We start from the raw sequence: 17,713 nt of genomic DNA, 5'->3' as shown, positions 1-17,713 counted from the left end.
GAGCACCGCTTCCTCGCCGGCCATGCGAGCACACAGCCCCGGGTTCTGCCTGCACCCCGCGGACGCTGAATCGAACCCGTACCTCCCAGCCGCCCCTCTGTCCGGGGTGCCCGCGCACGCCGCGATGAGCAGCATGCAGGGTACGAGCATCACCTGAACCCATCGCGAGCATCCCACCGGCACGTGCGCTTCCCATGTCCACGCCCCGTGGAGGATAGATGAGCAGCCTCCTCTTCAGCCCCATGGCTCTGCGCGGCGTCCAGCTCCGCAACCGCATCGTCGTCTCGCCCATGTGCCAGTACTCCGCCGACGACGGCTTCGCGAACGACTGGCACTTCGTCCATCTGGGCAGCCGGGCGGTCGGCGGCGCGGCGCTCGTCATCGCCGAGGCCACCGCCGTCGAGGACATCGGCCGCATCTCCCCTCAGGACCTGGGCCTCTGGAAGGATGCCCACGTCGAGCCGCTCGCCCGCATCACCCGGTTCATCGAGCTGCACGGCGCCGTGGCGGGCATCCAGCTCGCCCACGCCGGGCGCAAGGGCTCCACCCTGCGCCCGTGGGAGGGAGACGGCGCCGTGCCACCAGCGTCCGGAGGCTGGCGCCCCGTCGGCCCGACCTCTTCACGCTTCAGCCCCGACTACCCCGAGCCCATTGCCCTCGACTCCAAGGGAATCGCTCGCGTCATCCGTTCCTTCGCCGACGCCGCCGTGCGCGCCCGCGCCGCCGGCTTCCGTGTCATCGAGGTCCACGCCGCCCACGGCTACCTGCTCCATGAGTTCCACTCGCCCCTCTCCAACAAGCGCACCGACGACTACGGAGGCTCATTCGAGAACCGGGTCCGCCTCACGCGCGAGGTGGTGCGGGCCGTGCGCGAGAAGTGGCCGGACGACCTTCCCGTCATCGTGCGCCTGTCCTGCACCGACTGGGTGGAAGAGGGCTGGAGCCTCGAGGACTCCGTCGCGCTCGCGCGGCTGCTCATGCTCGACGGTGTGGACCTCATCGACTGTTCCTCGGGAGGTGTCGTCCCCGGCGTGAAGATTCCCGCGGGCCCCGGCTACCAGACGCCCTTCGCCGAGCACATCCGCCGTGAGGCGGGAGTCCCCACCGGTGCAGTGGGCATGATCCGCTCCGCGATGCAGGCCGAGCACGTGCTGCGCACCGGACAGGCCGACCTGGTCCTCCTCGCGCGCGAACTGCTCAGAGATCCGTACTGGCCCCTGCGCTCGGCCCGCAAGCTCCGGGCCGAGGTGAAGTGGCCCGTGCAGTACGAGCGCGCCAGCGATTGATTCCTCGCTTGATGCACCCACCTCCAAGGAGCCACGCATGACCCTCGCCGCGAAGAAGCTCGCCATCCTGGCAGCCGCCTGCCTCGCCGTGCCCGTGGGCATCGCCTCCGCCCAGGAGCCCGAGTCCGCCGCGCCCCCGCGCCCCGCCTGTGGCGGCTTCGCCGGCATCGGGTGTCCCGACGGATATTCCTGCGTGGACGACCCCAACGACGACTGCGACCCGAACAACGGCGGCGCCGACTGTGCCGGCGTCTGTACCGCCTCGCCCGATGAAAGCGTGCAGGGCGAGGACGGCGGCACCCAGCAGAAGAAGGGCTGCGACTTCAACGACCCCAACCTGAGCTACGTCTCGAAGGACCCGGACCGGTGCGCGGCCATCCGCTTCGTCTGTGACGCCGGCCAGGAGCCCTTCTTCAACGACTGCGGTTGCGGCTGCCAGCCCGTCGCGCAATAAGCGGGCGGATGCTCACCGAGGTCCAGGCGGGTCCCTATACCGTTCGCGGAATCTCCGTCGGCGGCGTGTACACCTCTCTCCAGGTGCCGGAGTTGGACTCGGTGCTGGACGTGGGCGTGCCCATCCGCTCCTTCGCCGGGACGGACCGCATCTTCCTCAGCCATGCCCACCCGGACCATGCCAGCGGCCTCGGCTCGCTGCTCGGCATCCGCCGGCTCATCGGCAAGGGGCCTCCGCAAGTCTTCCTCCCCGCCGAAATCGAGGCGCCCGTGCAGGAGGCCCTCGCGGTGCTGTCCCGCCTGCACCACACCTCCATGGAGGTGCACACCGTCCCCCTGCGCCCAGGCGACGTCCACGCGCTCGGGCATGGCCTGCACGTGCGCGCCTTCCGCACGCACCACCCGGTGCCATCGCTCGGCTACCAGTTCCTCCGGCGCATCTCCAAGCTGCGGCCCGAGTTCCACGGCCTCCCGCCGCAGGAGATCGCCCGACGCAGGCAGGCGGGAGAGAACCTCCTCGACGAGGTGGACCGGCTCGAACTGGCCTATGCCACCGACACACTCTCGCGGGTGCTGGAGACGGAGCCGTCCGTGCTCGACTCACGCGTCCTCATCATCGAGTGCACCTTCGTGGACGCGCGACACACCGTGCAGGACGCGCAGGAGCGCTGGCACCTCCACCTGGACGAGCTCGCCGCCCGCGCCGACCTCTTCCGCAACGAGGCGCTGGTGCTGATGCACTTCAGCCAGGCCCACAGCCCGGAGGAGGTCCAGGCCACCATCCGTGCTCGCCTCCCCGCATCCCTCTACGAGCGCGTCCGCGTCTTCGCGCCGCCCTCGGGCCGCTGGTTCGGCTGATGCAGGGCGCGGAAAGAAACGGCACACGTCCGTCCACGCCCACGCAGGCGAGGCGCCTGCCGTGGCCCCGCCATGGTCGAAGGAAGGATTCGTCCCGGTCCGCCAGGCTCCATCCAGGCTGAGCGCTTTGCTCGGGACTCCGTGGACTCGAATGGCGTGCAGGACGGTTGCTGGCCCTTCCCATGGCACGAAGCCGGGGTTGGCGCGCGCGTTGGCGACACCGGGGGTTCGGGCCGGGTGCTCCAGGAAGAGGAGCGCGGCCCGCGAGGGAGACGGCAGTGCACTCCGCCGACGTCCGTGGTTCCGGCCATGCGACGCCACGCGATGGACCGCTCCCACGATGGCCGTTGGAATCGGCCAATGGTACCTGCTGCTCTTGCGGCTCGGCACCAGGGGGGATGCCACCATTCCGTGGCGCGTCGGATTCGTCTTCCTTCATCGGTGATTCTGGCGGAGCGGCCCCCGGAGGAGTGCTGCTTCCGCGGGAGCCGCCGGAGTCTTGCGATTTGGCCAGGGCGCGCCAGAGCGCCTCGGCCGAGGCGAGGAGGTCCTTCCGGTAGACCTCTTCGTTCCGCTCCGTCAGCACGCGCACCCACTCCGCCAGCGTGCCCCACACCAGGGCCTCGCCCACCCGGGCGCAGCCGGGCATCAGCGCCCCGTCCTGCTCTCCCTTCAGGAGCACCTCGCGCACCAGCGCCCGCGCCGCACTGCCGGGCGCCGGCTGCCCTTCGACGTCCGGGTGCCGGTGCAGGAAGGCGAAGGCGAAAGGGCCGGGCAGCCCCAGCGCCCAGTTCGTCAGCGCATCCCAGAAGGTGAAGAAGGCCTCGCGGAAGGTGACGCCGTCCGCTCCGTGCTTGCAGAAGAAGGCCCAGTCCACCTCCCGGCAGAAGGTGTCCTCGTGGAAGGTCCTCACCGTCCGGGCGAAGTGCTGCTTGCTGCCGTAGCGCCGGTACAAGCTGCCCACCGACATCCCCACGGACCGGGCCAGGTCCTCGGCCTTCACGTGCTCGTAGCCATGCCGGCCCAGCACCTCCGCCGAGCTCTGCATCATCCCCGCGAGGTAATGCTCCGCGAACCCCATCCCCGACCCCTCCTGCCCCCCTTCCGGGGCGGCCGTCCCGTGGAAGGAATATTACTTCCACCATTCCCTTCTACCGGAGGGGGCTGACGTGGCGGGTTGGGGCGCCTGCCATTCCCGATAGGTAGGCTCCCATGGCCGGGCCCTCCCTCTCCCGCTTCGCAGATTCGACTGGGACCCTGGCTGCCGACGCCTGGCCTGCTTTCTCCCGCTTCGCCACGCTCACAGGGGCTGAACCGTTCCGCGTTCCGCACGCTTCGCGAGTGCGGTCCGCTGAGTCCTCGCGATTCAGGGGCACGAGGCCGACGAGGTCTGCTGACGTTTTGGAGCGAGCCGCTCCTTTTTCGAGCGCCTCCTGCCGGTCCTCATGATTCAGGGGCACGCGCCGACCAGGCCTCCTGACGCTTCGGAGCGAGCCACTCTTTTTCGAGCGCCTCCTGCCGGAGTGCGCGCGATTGCGGTGGGGCTCCCGGCTCGCCGTGCCTGGCCGCCCCTTGGCAGGTACGGCGGAGGTGGCGTCAGCAGTCGAGGCGGTGGCGCCAGATAGACGCGGAGTGGAGAGTTCCTTTCTGCGGCCCCACTCGCGCCTTGAATGAGGCGGGGCAGGGCAGGGCTCACGCGGGCCGCAGAGCCTCCAGCTCCGCCAGCACGGCGCGCAGCTCGGGGGCCTCCAGCGCCTTCTCCACCGAGGCGTAGAACTGGGAGAGGTCACCCATGCCCTGGTGCTCATAGACGCACGCCTGCAGGCCCATCTCCAGCCTGTCCAGCTGACGCACCAGCCGCGCCTCGAAGGAGGTGCCGTGCTCGTACTCGTCCCACAGCGCCAGGTACTCCGCGGCGCGCGGCAGCTTGCCGAAGATGGTCTCCACGGCGCGCCGCTCCAGTGCGTGCTTGGCCTTCTTGTCCACGCCGTCATGCGGGGTGATGTCTCCCGCGTACGCTTCGCCCAGGTCGTGCAGCAGCGCGATGCGGACCACCTTCGACGCGTCCGCCTCGGGGAAGAAGCCATCCGCGACGAACAGGCCCAGCAGCGCGACGAAGAGCGAGTGCTCCGCCACGCTCTCGCACCGCTCCGGCGGGATTCCGACGCGCAGCCATCCCTGACGGAAGAGCTGCTTCAGGTGGTTCAGCTCGAAGTAGGCCTCGATGAGCGGCAGTGTCTTCCGCCCCTGGAGCAGGGCCAGCGGTGGCGCGGCCTTGGTCTTCATGCGTCATCTCCTCGTCGCGGCACCGTACACCGGCCCGCGTTCCCGTACTCCCGGTGAGAGTGATTCCAGCGGGGGAAATCGGCTAGATGTGGGGCCGAGGATGGCCGTGCGTCCTTCCGCCTCCGGGCGGCAGTCCACGGGCCATGAGGAGGGGGAGTTCATCGTGGTCATTTCGTCCTGCTGGAGCCTGTCGTCCTCGCGGTGGCTGCTCGCCGCCGCGCTGCTCGTGACTGCCACCGCGTGCAAGCGGGAGCCCGTGGAGCCGCCGCCCGCGCCGCCTACGCCGAGCGCGGCCGTGGAGCCGGAGGACCCGCCGTTCCCCGAAGCGCTGCTGGCTCGGGCCGAGGTGCCCGCGGCAGTGGCCCAGGTCGAGGAGCCCGCGCCGCCGCCCGAGCCTCCCTTCACCGGAGACCTCGCGGCGCTGCGCAAGCGCGGCACGCTGCGCGTCCTCGTGGATGGCACCGAGGAGGACTCGCTCCCGCGCGAGGGCATGCCCCGTGAGCAGGACCGGGCGCTGCTGGAGCGCTTCGCGGAGAAGTACGGCATGGCGGTGGAGTTCCTCGCCGTCGACAGCTTCGACCAGCTCATCCCGCTGCTGCGCGAGGGGCGCGGAGACCTCATCGCCGCCGACCTCACGGTGACGCCGGAGCGCGCGAAGGACATCGCCTTCACGCGTCCCATGGCCCGGGTGAGTGAGGTCGTCGTGGGCAAGCGCGGTGAGAAGGGACTGCCTCGCAAGCCAGAGGAACTGGCCGGGCGCACCGTGCACGTGCGCGCCAGCTCCACCTTCGCCGCCTCGCTGAAGGAACTGGCGAACGGGAAGGCGCCGGGGCTCGTCATCGAGGCGGTGCCGGAGACGCTCGACCCCGAGGAGCTCGCGTGGCAGGTGTCTCGCGGCGAGCGGCCGCTGACGGTGGTGGACAGCCACCTGCTCACGGCGATGGAGACATACAACCCGGACGTGGAGGGGTTGTTCCCCATCGCGGAAGGACGCCAGCTCGCGTGGGCCGTGCGCCTGGAGAACCCCGCGCTGCGCGCCGCGCTGGACGCCTTCCTCGTGGAGCGCGCGCTTACCGAGCACCGGGACAGGCTCGTCACGGCGGACCTGGACGGCATCCGCAAGCGTGGAGTGCTCCGCGTCCTCACGCGCAACAGCCCGGTGACGTACTTCCTCCACCGGGGCGAGCAGGCCGGCTTCGACTACCAGATGGCGAAGCTCGCCGCGGAGGCGCTCAAGGTACGGCTGGAGGTGGTGGTGCCGCCGACGTACGAGCAGCTCATCACGTGGCTGAAGGAGGGACGCGGCGACGTCATCGCCGCCGCGCTCACCGCCACGCCCGAGCGCGCGAAGCAGGTGGCCTTCAGCACGCCGTACCTCTACGTGGACGAGGTCCTCGTGCAGCGCGCCGGGGCCGCGAAGCCTGAGTCCCTCGATGCACTGAAGGGCCAGGCCATCCACCTGCGCAAGTCGTCCAGCCACTTCGGCACCATGAGCGTGCTGGCGGCGCAGCATGGCTTCACGCTCATCGAGGAGCCCGAGGACATGGATACGGAGACGCTCATCGACCGCGTGGCGCGCGGGGAGATTCCGTACACGGTGACGGACAGCCACATCCTCGCCGCCGAGCGCGTGTACCGCGATGACGTGGAGGCGGCGCTCACGGTGCCGGGGCAGGGTGAGCCGGCGGGGAAGGACGGGCACTACGGCATCGCCTTCGCGGTGCGGCAGGAGAACCCGAAGCTGCGCGCGTTCCTCGACGGCTTCGTGAAGAAGACCTACCGCGGCGTCGACTACAACGTGTCCCGCCGCCGCTACTTCGAGGGGCACCGCGACGAAGCGCCGGCCACGGTGGAGACGGCCCTGGCCACGGGAGCCATCTCTCCGTACGACCCGCTGGTGCAGTCGTACTCGGCGCGCTACGGCCTGGACTGGCGGCTGATGGTGGCGCAGATGTTCCAGGAGAGCCGCTTCGACCCGAAGGCGCGCAGCTGGGTGGGGGCGCAGGGGTTGTTCCAGGTGATGCCCGCCACGGGCAAGGAGCTGGGTTTTCGCAAGCTGGAGGACCCGGACCAGGGCATCCACGCGGGCGTGAAGTACATGCACCAGCTCATCGGCCGGATTGCGCCGGAGATTCCCTTCAAGCAGCGCCTGCGCTTCGCGCTCGCCTCGTACAACGCGGGGCTCGGCCACGTGCTCGACGCGCGCCGGATTGCGCAGGAGCAGGGCCTGGACCCCAACCGCTGGTTCGGCAATGTGGAGAAGGCCATGCTCATGCTGGAGAAGCCGAAGTACTACCGGCGCGCGCGCCACGGCTTCTGCCGTGGCTCCGAGCCGGTGAAGTACGTGTCGGAAATCCAGACGCGGTACGGGAACTACACGGCGGTGGTGCAGCGCTGAGGAAGGGCTCGGCGCGCGCGCCATGAAGGGCGACCGGGTGTCACGTCCGGTGTAGAACGACGGCCGGTGACCACTCAGACTCCCAGACACGTCCTCATCGCCGGTGCCGGAATCGGTGGACTCACCCTGGCGTGCGCGCTCCGCCGCGCAGGCCACACCGTCACCGTCTTCGAGCGCGCGGACGCACTGCGCTGGGTGGGTGCGGGCATCATCGTCCAGATGAACGCCGCCGTGGCCCTGCGCCGCATCGGCCTTTCCGACGCCGTCGCCGCGGCCGGCGCCAGTCCCACGGCCAGCGCCATCCTCCGGCCCTCGGGAGCAACCATCACCCGGCTCCCCATCCAGCGCCTCCAGCAGGAACTGGGTGTCCCCATGACGTGCCTCCACCGCGCCCGGCTCCAGGGCGTCCTCCTGGAGCATGCTGGCTCGGAGAACGTCCGGCTCGGGCTCGCGGTGACGGGCTTCCGGACCGATGACCACCAGGTGACGGTGACGCTGTCGGACGGGAGCACCGTAGCGGGTGACGTGCTGGTGGGCGCGGACGGCCTGCGCTCCGCCGTGCGCAGCGGGCTGCTCGGCGACGCGCCCCTGCGGTACTCCGGTTACACGAGCTGGCGCGGCATCTCCCCAGAAGTCCCCAGTGCACGCCCGGGCCACGTCTCGGAGACCTGGGGCCGTGGCGCGCGCTTCGGTGTCGTCCCCATCGGCTTCGGGCAGGTGTACTGGTACGCCACGCTCAACGCGCCGCCCGGTGGCCAGGACGCGCCCGGCACGACGCGCTCCCGGCTCCAGGAAGTCTTCCGCGGCTGGCACGCCCCCATCGCGGAACTCCTGGCCGCGACTCCGGAGGACGCCATCGTCCGCACCGACATCCACGACCGGCCACCGCTGCAGCGCTGGAGCCACGGCCGCGTGACGTTGCTCGGTGACGCCGCGCACCCCATGACGCCCAACCTGGGGCAGGGCGGGTGTCAGGCCATCGAGGACGCCGTGGTCCTCTCGGAGTGCTTGTCCACCGACGCTGACGTGACGCGCGCCCTCATCACCTACGAGCAGCGCCGCCGCGAGCGTGCCAACCAGCTCGTGCTCCGCTCCTGGAGGCTCGGCCAGCTGGCACAGATGGAGAGCCCCACCGGCCGCTTCCTGCGCGACTCCCTCTTCCGGCTCGTGCCGTCAGGACTCGCCGCTCGGGGCGTACGAGAGCTGGTGCGCTCCGCCGGGTGAGCGGAGCGCGCGGCCGTCAGAGGCTCAAGCCCAGCAGCGCGCCCGCGAACGGCCCGCTGAGCGAGACGGAGAACGTGTCGGTCGCGGAGCTCGCGAAGCCGTCGGCCTTGTTGAAGTACTGCGTGTAGCCCGCCTGGACGCGCGTGTAGACCCAGCGTCCGAAGGAGTAGTGGATCGACGCCATCCCGCCCGCGCCGAAGACCCACTTGCGGTCGCGGTTCTCGGAGTAGGCGCCACCCAGCGTGGGGCCCGTGGTCGGGTCACCGGGCTGGTTCTGCTGAATCAGCCCCGTGGGCAGGGACACCTCGGCCGCGCCGCCGAACGCGCCCACGCCGAGCGTCAGCCGCTTCGCCAGCGCGAAGCGCTTCTCCAGCCCTGGCCGGAACGAGAGCACCTGCACGTCGTTGGCGAAGTACCAGTCGACGCCGTTGATCCACCACAGGTCATCCCGGTTCGAGCCGCGGACGAGGTTGAAATGCAGCCCACCCGACAGCCGCACCGCGTTGTGCCGTGCGTCCAGCGGCTTCGTGAGCGCGGCCGTCTTGGGGATGAGCGCGGACGGGTGCTCCATCCGCGTGAAGGAGCCGCCCACCTCCACCGCGAGCTGCGGAGGCCGGCCCTGAGGCTCCTCCATGGGGGGCGGGGGCACATCCTGCGCCAGGGCGGACACTGGCACGCCAAGCGACACCAGCAGTCCAAGGGAGCACAGCGCGGGGGCGATTCTCATGGGGGTTCCTCCTCCCGAGGGGATAGTCACGGCCCGTACCACGGTGGAAGGGCCCCACCCAAACAGCTGTTGCGCGGTGGAACCATCAGAGCCCCGCCACCTTCGACGCGCTGGTGACGGTGTACGCCAGCGAAAGCTCCTGCTGCGAGCGGGGAGGGGCCGCCAACTCGAAACGGACGATGCCGTCCTCGCTGACGCGCGTGGGGGCCGGCCGGGTGGTGTCCTTGAGCAGCATCACCTCCACCGCCTCCACCTCGGAGACGGGCATGCGCTCCTCCAGGGCCACGGACTCCGGACGGGCGCCCATGTTGGAGAGGTACAGCTTCACCCGCTGCGTGCGCACGCGGCGGCCGGTGAGGCGGCTCGTCTCCACCTCCTCGTCCACCTTGCGCGCCACGCGCAGCGAGTCCTCGCTGCCGAAGCCCAGCTTCACGCGCTCGCTTCGTCCGGTGAAGCGCAGCTGCGCGCGGCCCACGTAGCCGCTGGAGCGCACCAGGTCCACTGGCCCGGCGAGCAGCACCGACGGGCCCGTGTTGTCGAAGCGCGCCACCCGGTGCACCAGCGGAGACTGCTCCGGGCAGGCCAGGAACTCGGACGCCGCGGGCGCGGTGAAGCGGAACAGCGGCACGCGGTGCGGCTCTCCGTCCGACGGCACGGTGGCCCGGTGCTGCGCCGCCAGCGTCAGCGGCTCGCCACCGTCATCCATGCCGGGCAGGCCTTCCTCGCGCTTCGCCGCGCCGCCCTCGCCGGTGGTCTGGATGACCTCCTCGCGCATGGCCACCTCCACCACCTGCTTCTCGCGCTCCGTCTTGTCGCGCAGCCACAGCCAGTCCTCCACCAGCCGCGGCGGCGAGGCGCCCAGCGTGGGGCGCGCCGTGGAGAAGGCCAGCTCCGCGTCCTTCCACTCCTCGTCGGTGCGCTGCCACACCACGGCCTCGCACTCGAGCGTCACCACCTCGCCCTTCTCGCCGCGCTCCAACGTCGCGCGGTAGGCCGGGCGCCACGCCGCGCAGGGCACCAGGTAGGTGAGCGACAGCACCGAGGAGCCACCGGCGGGGTGGCCCACCTCCAGCTCGGCGTGCACGTCCAGCTTCGACTCCGGCCCTTCCGTGCGCGCCAGCGCGGTGCGCGCCTCCTCCAGCCGCTCTCGGCGTTCGACGACATCGCGGTTCGACGCACGCAGCGCCGCGTCCGCCGCGTCCAGCGCCTGGCGCACGGTGGTGAGCTGCTGGCGCCACACCTCGGGGCGGTCCTGCCCCCGGCCGGCGTCCTCGGAGATGGCGCGATACACGTCCTCGTGCGCGCTCAGGAGCAGGTTGTGCTTGTGGAGCCGCCGCTCCTCCTCCGCCTGCGCGTGCCGCAACTCCTGCTCCAAGTCCGCCACGCGTCGGCCCAGCTCCGTGCGGTGCTCGCGCAGCGCTTCGGGACGATAGGGCTTCACGGTGCGGCGGATGCGCGCCTGGGACACGGTGCCGCCGGCCACCTTCGCCTGGAGCGAGCGGTCCACCGCCAGCGGCGACAGTCCCTCGATGACCAGGCGCTGGGCACCCGCGACGAGAGGCACCTCGCCGCGTCGCTCGACGAGCGCGCGGTCCTCGAGGACGGTGACCTTGACCACGGGCAGGGTAAGGGAGCCCATCATGTCCTCCGATTCCCCCCGCCGAGCATCTTGCTCGCGGGGATTTTCACGGTCCACGTCGCCTTCAGCGTCTGCGCCTCGCCCGGCTGGAGCACCACTCGCCAGGCGCGCTCGCCCTCCACCTGCGTCTCACCGGGCAGCGGCGTGCGCTTCTGCCAGAGCGGCGCCACCTCCGTCTCCTCCACCTTGATGTCCTTCTCCGAGCCCGTGGGCACGGCCGGCACGCGCTCGCACACCTCCACGAGGACGCGGTTGGTCAGCCGGTTGGCCAGCTCCACCGACACGTGGTGCGTGAGCATCGTCGCTCCGCCGAAGATGCCGCCGGTGGCCTCGTCGAAGCGCGTGTTGCGCGCCACCTTGATGGACTCCTCCACGCCCAGCCCCAGCCGCTGCGTCGCGCCGGGGGCCATGGTGGGCAGCGGGGACGTCATCAGGAACTCGTCGCCCAGCGTGACGTCCACCGGCCCGGCCAGCAGCGGGTAGGGCGTCCGGTTCTCCACGCGCACCGTGCGGAAGGCCCGCGTCTCCACCGAGGGCACGCAGACGTACTCGGCGGACAGGCCCACCGGGACGGACAGCACCGGCACCGTGTGCCATGTCCCGTCGGACGGCACGTCCGCCCGCGTCTCCATGTCGAAGCGCGCGTCGAAGTGTGGCGAGGACTGCCGGGGCGGCACGGACCACGCGGGCGGAGGTGCCAGCCAGATGTTGGACACCTCCTGCTCGCTCATTGCGACCAGCGTGGTGATGTCGATGTGCACGTGCACCGCCGCCAGCGCCAGCAGCTCGCGGGTGACGTATGCGGGACGCGGGCGCAGCCGGCCGCGCGCGCTGGAGTCCTCCGCGGGCGCCAGCTCCAGCCGGTCGTAGTCCAGCAGCGCGTCCGACGGCTCCAGTCGCGAGGCCTGCCGCTCCTCCGCGGCGGCGCCGCCACCGCCCGACCCGCCAAGGAGGTCGCGGTAGCCCTCGGCCGGCGGCTCCATGGAGGACTCCTCGTCGGCGGCCTCCGCCATGGGGGGCGGAGCGCTCCCGCGCCCTCCCTTCTTCATCTTGTTGTTGGGGGCCATGGCGCGAGACGGCGCCGCGCTGCCCGGACGGGACATCATCGGCATGGCCGCGGCAGGTCCCGCGGCCGGAGGCGGGGCAGCGAAGGAGCCCGTGGTCGACATGTGGTCTTCCTTGGACACGGAGCGCCGACGCTCTGGCATGGGCTCCGCCTTCGACATCTCCTCCATTTCCGGGGCGCCGAAGTCCTCGTCGTCGGAGGGCTCCTCGAGGAGGACGTGCTGGGGCTGAAGCTGGGGCTTGGGCAGCGGCGGCGGCGCGGGCTTCGCGGGGACGCGCGTGGCGTCGAAGCCGGCGAACAGCTCGTCCAGGCCGGGCGGTGGCTCGCGCCAGCCGGAGCGCGCGGGCGGCGGCTGGCGCCGGCCGATGCGCAGCGCCTTCAGCTCCGGCACCTCCGCGCGCCGCTCCAGGTCCGCGGTGGAGACCGACAGCTTCACCCCCGTCCAGTCCTCTCCGGTGCGTTGGAGGACGGAGGCGCGCATCCGCAGCGTTCCCTCCTCCAGCGTGCGCGGCAGGCGCAAATCGTAGGTGGGCACCCAGCGCGCACCCGGCACCGCGTACTCGAGCGCGAGCTTCGCGGGATGCTCCACGCCCGGAAGGCCGGCCAGGGTGAGGATGGCGGCGCGGTACACCCGGGCCCGTTGGCCGCGCGCCGTCGAGGAGGCTTCCTGGAGGCGTTGCTTGCGCAGCGTCACCTCCGCGTCGGCGTCGCGCTGCTGGCGCTCCAGGTCCAGCTTCTTCGCCAGGAGGGTGGCCAGCTCCGAGTCCACCAGGGACGCGAGCGACAGCAGCGCGGACACCGGGGCGTCACGGGGCTGGAGCTCGTCCTTCTTCCGGGAGGGGAAGGTGGGCGTGAGCTTCATCACCGAACGCAACTCGCGCTGCAGGACGCTCAGGGCCGCCGACACCTCGGTGTGCCGGGCGCGGGCGGCTTCCAGTGCGCGCTGCTCGGCGGGGACGTCCACCTCGGCGGGGAGCTGGACGTCGAACGCGGGACGGATGTCGCGCACGGCGAGCCCGGGTGGGCCCTGCAACACGGACGCGCGCAGCGAGCCGGAGCGAAGCGACAAGGGCAGGCCATTGATGCGCACCTGCGTGGGAAGTCGGCCACCCTCGGCCTGCACCGTGGCCACGCGTGTACACAGCGCGCCCTCGGCATGGACGGTGACCGCTTCCAGGATGGACGGCACGACGAGCATGAGCCCCCCTCACCCGAAGAGAAGGGGCCACACGCTAGTCGAGGTGCACGCCGGAAAGCATGCCCCTACCCACGATGGCCGGTACCTTGGGAGTCGCCGCCGCCCCGGGACACCCACCAGGTGAAGCCCTGGCCACCCGGGAGCCGCAACACCAGGCGCCACCGCCGGGCCTCCCCCACGCGCGCCAGGGAGAGCACGAGCCCCCGGCGGGGCACCAGCTCTCCCTCCCCCGTGAGGCGCCACCGGGCGTCGAAGTCCTGCAGCAGCGGGGTGAGTGACGCGGGGAGACACCCCACCGCTTCGAGCGCCCGCGCGAAGCGGCGGCCATCCGCCAGCGGGCTCGGCTCCACCGACATCGGATGCTCCCGGGCCCACGCCTCGAAGCGCGGCGCGAAGTCCGTGTTCAGAGCGGAGGCGAGACCGGGCCACGCGCGCTGCACCAGCCGCCGCCGCTTGTCCAGCAGCGCCAACGCAGAGGCCCGCACCCGCTCGGCATCGAAGCCCGGGGGCACCGGCGCACCCGTGCCCAGTGCTCGGACCAGCTCCTCCTGGGCCCGGGCCAGCCGTGCTCGCGCGCTCATGTCCTTGCCTCCCGCCATCGGGTTGCACCTTGCGTGAGCGCGGTGCGGAGCGAGTCCAGCTCCGAGGACAGCTCCTCCGGCGGAGGGAAGCGGTCATCGCGCTCCAGCATCACCGGCACGGGGCCCAGCCGCGCCACGAGCGACTCCAGCAGCTCCAGCGGCCCGCGTGGCAGCGGGTGCGCGTGCGTGTCGTGGTAGAGCCCATCCCGCCGCACACCTCCCGCCACGTGGACGTAGGCCAGCCGCTCCCGGGGCACCGCGGCCAGCACGGCCGCCACGTCCGTGCCGTGGTTCATCGCCTGGGCATGCAGGTTGGCCACGTCCAGCAGCAGCGACACGCCCGTTCGCGCCAGCACGCCCGACAGCAGCTCCGCCTCGGAGAAGGCCGCGTCGGGCCACTCGAAGAGGGAGGCCACGTTCTCCAGCGCGAGCGGCACCGGCAGCGCCGCCTCGGCCATCCGCACGTTCTCCGCCAGCACCTCCAGCGCCTCCTCCGTGCGCGGCACCGGCAGCAGGTGCCCGGACTCGAGGCCGCCCGCGCGCACGAAGGCCAGGTGCTCGCTCACGCACACCGCGCCCAGCCGCTCGGCGAGCCGGGCCAGGCGCTCCAGGCTCCGCGCGCCCGGTGGCGCCGCGCCGCCCAGGCCCAGCGAGACGCCGTGCAGCACCACCGGCACGCCGCGCTCGCACAGCATCTCCAGCGCGGCGGGCAGCCGGCCAGAGGAGGGAAGGTGCTCCGCGAGCACCTCCACGAAGCCGAGCCCGGGAGCACGGTCGATGAACAGCGCCAGCTCCCGCCTCCAGCCAAGGCCCACGCCGCCGAGTGTCCGCATCGTCAGTCCCCCTCAGCTGCACCCGCCGCAGCCACCACCACAGCCGCCACCGCCACCACAGCCACCTCCGCCGCAGCTGCTGCTCGAATCACTCGAGTCGTTGTCGCTCCATCCAACGGAGGAACTGTCGAGCGAGGAGCTCCACGAGGATGCCGGCGCCCTCGCCATCCACTGGAGGCGCATCAGCTCGAACTCGGTGGTGCCCAGCGCCGTGAGGCCGTAGAGCGCCACCGCCATCGCCGCATCCCTGCTGGTCAGCGTGGGGGCGCCGGTTGCGCTCTGCGCCGTCTGCTTGAGTGGCGCCTGTTGCTCCTGGAGCCACCCGAGGACGGTGCTCCCCTTGCGGCTGCGCCAGGGCGGGCCGGTCACCTTGAAGATCATCACCCCCGCGATGAGCGAGGCGAGCACCAGGAAGCCCACGGGGCGGTCGCGCTCCAGGCCCACCAGCAGCTTCGAGAGTCCCATCAGCAGCACGATGAAGCAGGGGAGCCTCGGCACCCATCGCGCGAAGAAGCTCCACGTCTCGTCCACCAGCCAGCCCCTCGCAATCAGCTGCTCGCGCATGAAGTCGAGGGTGGAGCGGGCCTCTTCCAGCAGCTCCTCGGGCCGTGTCCTTCCCGCCGCCACGGCCTCGTGGACGACGCGCTCGATGCGCGGTGCGGAGCGGGGCACCTGCTCCGCCGTGACGAGGGTGTCGACCTTCAGCCGGATGCAGCCATGGTGGAAGAGGGAGGCGATGGCCGCTTCGATGACGGCGCGCTCTCCGCGCAGCAGCGCCGCGTCGTAGGGCGAGGGGGGCATCGTGTGGAACGGGGGCGCGCCCCCCGGCTGGCACAACCACCAACGCAGCGCGGCGGAGGCCACGAAGGCCGCGAGCAGCAGGCTCAGGTACAGCCCCATGAACTCGGGGCCCGACAGGTCCAGGACGTTCATTGCAGGCTCCTCCAGCGAGGTTTCACCCCTGCATGAAGGAACGCGGGCCCCGGGTTACGCCGGGGCATGTGACATCGGTGTGACGGCTCAGTGTCGGCGTCGTGCCCGGCGAAGGACGAGCCAGAGGGAGAGGACGAGCAGGGCCCCGCCCGTCAGGGCCGGGAGTCCACTCCACAACACGAGCTGCTCCAGCAGCATGCGCGTGGGCGCGAAGACGGCGGCGTCGCGCGTCTGGACGATGGCCACGTAGTCCGTGCTGCCCACCGGGGCGAAGGCCGCGAGCCAGGGCCCCTCGTCCGGACGGACGGGGTCGACATGGGCCTCGCTCCTCACCACCTGCTCCCACTGCGGGAACTGCGGCGACTCCGGGCCGGCACGCGGCGCGCGCTCCAGCGCCTGTCGCACGCGCTCGCGCGTCGTGGCATCCAGCACCCGCGTCTCTCCGGGCCTGAGGTCCTGGTGGACCACCACCATCAGCTCGCTGCGCTGGAACGCGGTGCTGCCGCCGCGCGGCGCATCCACCGGCGCCACCAGCACCCCGCGCTGGCCCAGCTCACCGGGCGCATCCAGCCGCAGCCGGCCCAGGGTGGGGCCGGTGGTGGACATCGCCACGACGACGCCGAGCCACGCGTGCTCGGCGTCGTAGATGGGCGCGGACACGGCGAACAGGTGTTTGCCCGTCACCACGGACTGGAAGCCCCGCGACACGTAGGCGGCGCTGCCTCCCTTGCGCGCGGTGCTCGCGGCGCCCTGGAAGTAGTCGCGCCACGCGTGGCTCTGCCCCAGGATATTCTCATCCGAGCGCGGCCAACGGCCCCGCACCAGGCCGTCCCCGTCCAGCACCAGCCACACCGAGAAGGGCGAGCTTCCGTCGCGCAGCCGCAGGCCGCGCTGCAGCGTCGCGTCGACGTCCATCTGCTGGAGGTAGCGGTGCAGCGCCTCGGTGTCCTTCCGGCGCAGGCCGTCGATGACCGCCGAGTCGCGGGCCGCCCACTCGACGGCCTCGCGGTACGCGTCCAGTTGATAGAGCACCGCCCCCGCCGCCGTGAGCGCGGCATGGGTGTTGGCCTGGAGCACCTCCTCGCGCCGGGCCTGGAGCTGTCCGTGCGCGACGTGCAGCGCGCCCGCCGCCGTGGTGACGAGCAGCCACGCCACCACCGAGAGCGCTCCCGCGAGCAGCGGGTGCCGGAGGAACCAGCGCCACGTACGCTGCCCCCGGCCCAGGGGCCGCGCGAGGATGGGCTCTCCGCGCGCGTAGCGCTCCAGGTCTTCCGCCAGCGCCTCGGCGCTGACGTAGCGCCGCGCCGGCTGCTTCTCCAGGCACTTGTGGCAGAGCGTCTCCAGGTCCTTGTCCACGCCCGGCGCCAGCGTGTGCAGCGGAGGGGCTTCCGCCTCGCGGACCTGCTGAAGGACGTGCGCCGCCGTGTCCCCGACGAAGGGCGGCCGGCCAGAGATCAGCTCGTAGAGGATGGCGCCGAGGCTATAGACGTCCGCGGCCAGGGTGAGGCCGTGCACGTGTCCCTCGGCCTGCTCCGGTGCCATGTACGCGGGCGTGCCCACCACCGCACCCGTCTGGGTGAGGCTGGCCTTCTCGAGGTGCCGCGCCACGCCGAAGTCGCCCACGTGGGGCCGGCCTTCCGCGTCGAGCAGGATGTTGGGCGGCTTCAAGTCGCGGTGGAGGATGCCTCGCTGGTGGCCATGGTGGACCGCGCGCGCCACCGCCGCCATCAGCTCCGCTGCGCGCCGGGGCTCGCCCCGCAGCCGGGCCATGTGGTCGGCAAGGCTGCCGCCCTCCATCAGCCGCATGGTGAAGAAGTGGTGTCCCTCGTGCTCGCCCACCTCGTGGATGGGGACGATGTTCGGGTGCTCCAGCCGCGCGGCGGCCTCGGCCTCGGCGTGGAAGCGGTGCACGTCCAGCTCGCTGGCCAGCTCCCCGCCGGCAATCATCTTCAGGGCCACCACGCGCTGGAGCCGCAGGTGGCGCGCCTTGTAGACGACGCCCATGCCGCCCCGGGCAATGCGCTCCAGCAATTCGTACTCCCCGAAGCGCACCGGGAGCCGCGTGGCCACGGGAGGCAGCACCGTGTTCGCAGAGGCGTCATCCAGCGCCCCCGTCAGCAGGCATCGGGGACACGCGCCTCCCAGCACTCCCGCTGACAGCGGCGCGCCACAGGCCGCGCACGTGGCGCCTGGTGTGGAGACCCGGGGCGTGTCCGTGTCGGCCATGGGCT

14 protein-coding genes are annotated in these 17,713 nt (G+C 71.7%); 5 read left to right on the top strand and 9 right to left on the bottom strand.

What is annotated here, in order from left to right; translation table 11 throughout:
* Positions 1 to 218: 218 nt before the first annotated feature.
* Genes G4D86_RS03020 through G4D86_RS03010 form a run of 3 tightly spaced genes read left to right on the top strand, consistent with a single transcriptional unit; the run spans position 219 to position 2,597 of the window.
* The gene (locus G4D86_RS03020; RefSeq protein ID WP_163989126.1) at positions 219 to 1,286 is read left to right on the top strand and encodes an NADH:flavin oxidoreductase/NADH oxidase; all 1,068 of its coding nucleotides are present in this window, start codon (positions 219 to 221) and stop codon (positions 1,284 to 1,286) included.
* A 37-nt stretch (positions 1,287 to 1,323) separates the two neighbouring features.
* A complete protein-coding gene (locus tag G4D86_RS03015) occupies positions 1,324 to 1,740 on the top strand; it encodes a hypothetical protein (RefSeq protein WP_163987984.1) in 417 nt (138 codons plus the stop codon).
* An 8-nt stretch (positions 1,741 to 1,748) separates the two neighbouring features.
* The gene (locus G4D86_RS03010) at positions 1,749 to 2,597 is read left to right on the top strand and encodes an MBL fold metallo-hydrolase (protein ID WP_163989124.1); all 849 of its coding nucleotides are present in this window, start codon (positions 1,749 to 1,751) and stop codon (positions 2,595 to 2,597) included.
* Here G4D86_RS03010 and G4D86_RS54240 read toward each other — a convergent pair.
* Positions 2,482 to 3,645 carry a TetR/AcrR family transcriptional regulator gene (locus tag G4D86_RS54240; protein WP_420821838.1) on the bottom strand — a complete coding sequence of 388 codons (1,164 nt, stop codon included), beginning with the start codon at positions 3,643 to 3,645 and terminating at the stop codon, positions 2,482 to 2,484. The genes G4D86_RS03010 and G4D86_RS54240 overlap by 116 nt on opposite strands.
* 644 nt (positions 3,646 to 4,289) lie before the next feature.
* Positions 4,290 to 4,883 (bottom strand): HD domain-containing protein, encoded by a 594-nt coding sequence (locus G4D86_RS03000; protein ID WP_163989120.1) that lies wholly within the window; start codon positions 4,881 to 4,883, stop codon positions 4,290 to 4,292.
* 106 nt (positions 4,884 to 4,989) lie between these two features.
* On the opposite strand from G4D86_RS03000, the gene G4D86_RS02995 reads away from it, so the two are divergent.
* Both G4D86_RS02995 and G4D86_RS02990 read left to right on the top strand, forming a co-directional pair.
* Positions 4,990 to 7,281, top strand: a complete 2,292-nt coding sequence (locus G4D86_RS02995) for an MltF family protein (RefSeq protein WP_275899092.1) — start codon at positions 4,990 to 4,992, stop codon at positions 7,279 to 7,281.
* A 66-nt stretch (positions 7,282 to 7,347) separates the two neighbouring features.
* Positions 7,348 to 8,505, top strand: coding sequence for an FAD-dependent monooxygenase (locus G4D86_RS02990; RefSeq protein WP_163989117.1), 1,158 nt, complete (start codon positions 7,348 to 7,350; stop codon positions 8,503 to 8,505).
* A 16-nt stretch (positions 8,506 to 8,521) separates the two neighbouring features.
* Here the strand turns inward: G4D86_RS02990 and G4D86_RS02985 are convergent, their stop codons facing one another.
* The 7 genes from G4D86_RS02985 to G4D86_RS02955 all read right to left on the bottom strand — a co-directional run bounded on the left by G4D86_RS02985 (position 8,522) and on the right by G4D86_RS02955 (position 17,708).
* Positions 8,522 to 9,232, bottom strand: a complete 711-nt coding sequence (locus tag G4D86_RS02985; RefSeq protein ID WP_163989115.1) for a hypothetical protein — start codon at positions 9,230 to 9,232, stop codon at positions 8,522 to 8,524.
* 85 nt (positions 9,233 to 9,317) lie between these two features.
* A complete protein-coding gene (locus G4D86_RS02980; RefSeq protein ID WP_163989113.1) occupies positions 9,318 to 10,874 on the bottom strand; it encodes a DUF4139 domain-containing protein in 1,557 nt (518 codons plus the stop codon).
* Entirely contained in the window at positions 10,871 to 13,135 is a 2,265-nt protein-coding gene (locus G4D86_RS02975) for a mucoidy inhibitor MuiA family protein (protein ID WP_163989111.1), read from the bottom strand. The genes G4D86_RS02980 and G4D86_RS02975 overlap by 4 nt, the downstream gene beginning before the upstream one ends.
* A gap of 65 nt (positions 13,136 to 13,200) precedes the next feature.
* Complete coding sequence (locus tag G4D86_RS02970; protein WP_205519437.1) at positions 13,201 to 13,716, bottom strand: SCO6045 C-terminal-like domain-containing protein; 516 nt, start codon at positions 13,714 to 13,716, stop codon at positions 13,201 to 13,203.
* Complete coding sequence (locus G4D86_RS02965) at positions 13,713 to 14,549, bottom strand: MbnB/TglH/ChrH family RiPP precursor modification enzyme (RefSeq protein ID WP_163989109.1); 837 nt, start codon at positions 14,547 to 14,549, stop codon at positions 13,713 to 13,715. The genes G4D86_RS02970 and G4D86_RS02965 overlap by 4 nt, the downstream gene beginning before the upstream one ends.
* Positions 14,550 to 14,561: 12 nt before the next feature.
* Complete coding sequence (locus tag G4D86_RS02960; protein WP_163989107.1) at positions 14,562 to 15,482, bottom strand: TIGR04222 domain-containing membrane protein; 921 nt, start codon at positions 15,480 to 15,482, stop codon at positions 14,562 to 14,564.
* An 87-nt stretch (positions 15,483 to 15,569) separates the two neighbouring features.
* Positions 15,570 to 17,708 carry a protein kinase domain-containing protein gene (locus G4D86_RS02955; RefSeq protein ID WP_163989105.1) on the bottom strand — a complete coding sequence of 713 codons (2,139 nt, stop codon included), beginning with the start codon at positions 17,706 to 17,708 and terminating at the stop codon, positions 15,570 to 15,572.
* Positions 17,709 to 17,713 lie beyond the last annotated feature (5 nt).

The organism is Pyxidicoccus caerfyrddinensis (assembly GCF_010894405.1).
Lineage (GTDB): Bacteria > Myxococcota > Myxococcia > Myxococcales > Myxococcaceae > Myxococcus > Myxococcus caerfyrddinensis.
The sequence above is the reverse complement of the archived record's forward strand: the minus strand, read 5'-3'. Positions and strand labels throughout refer to the sequence as shown.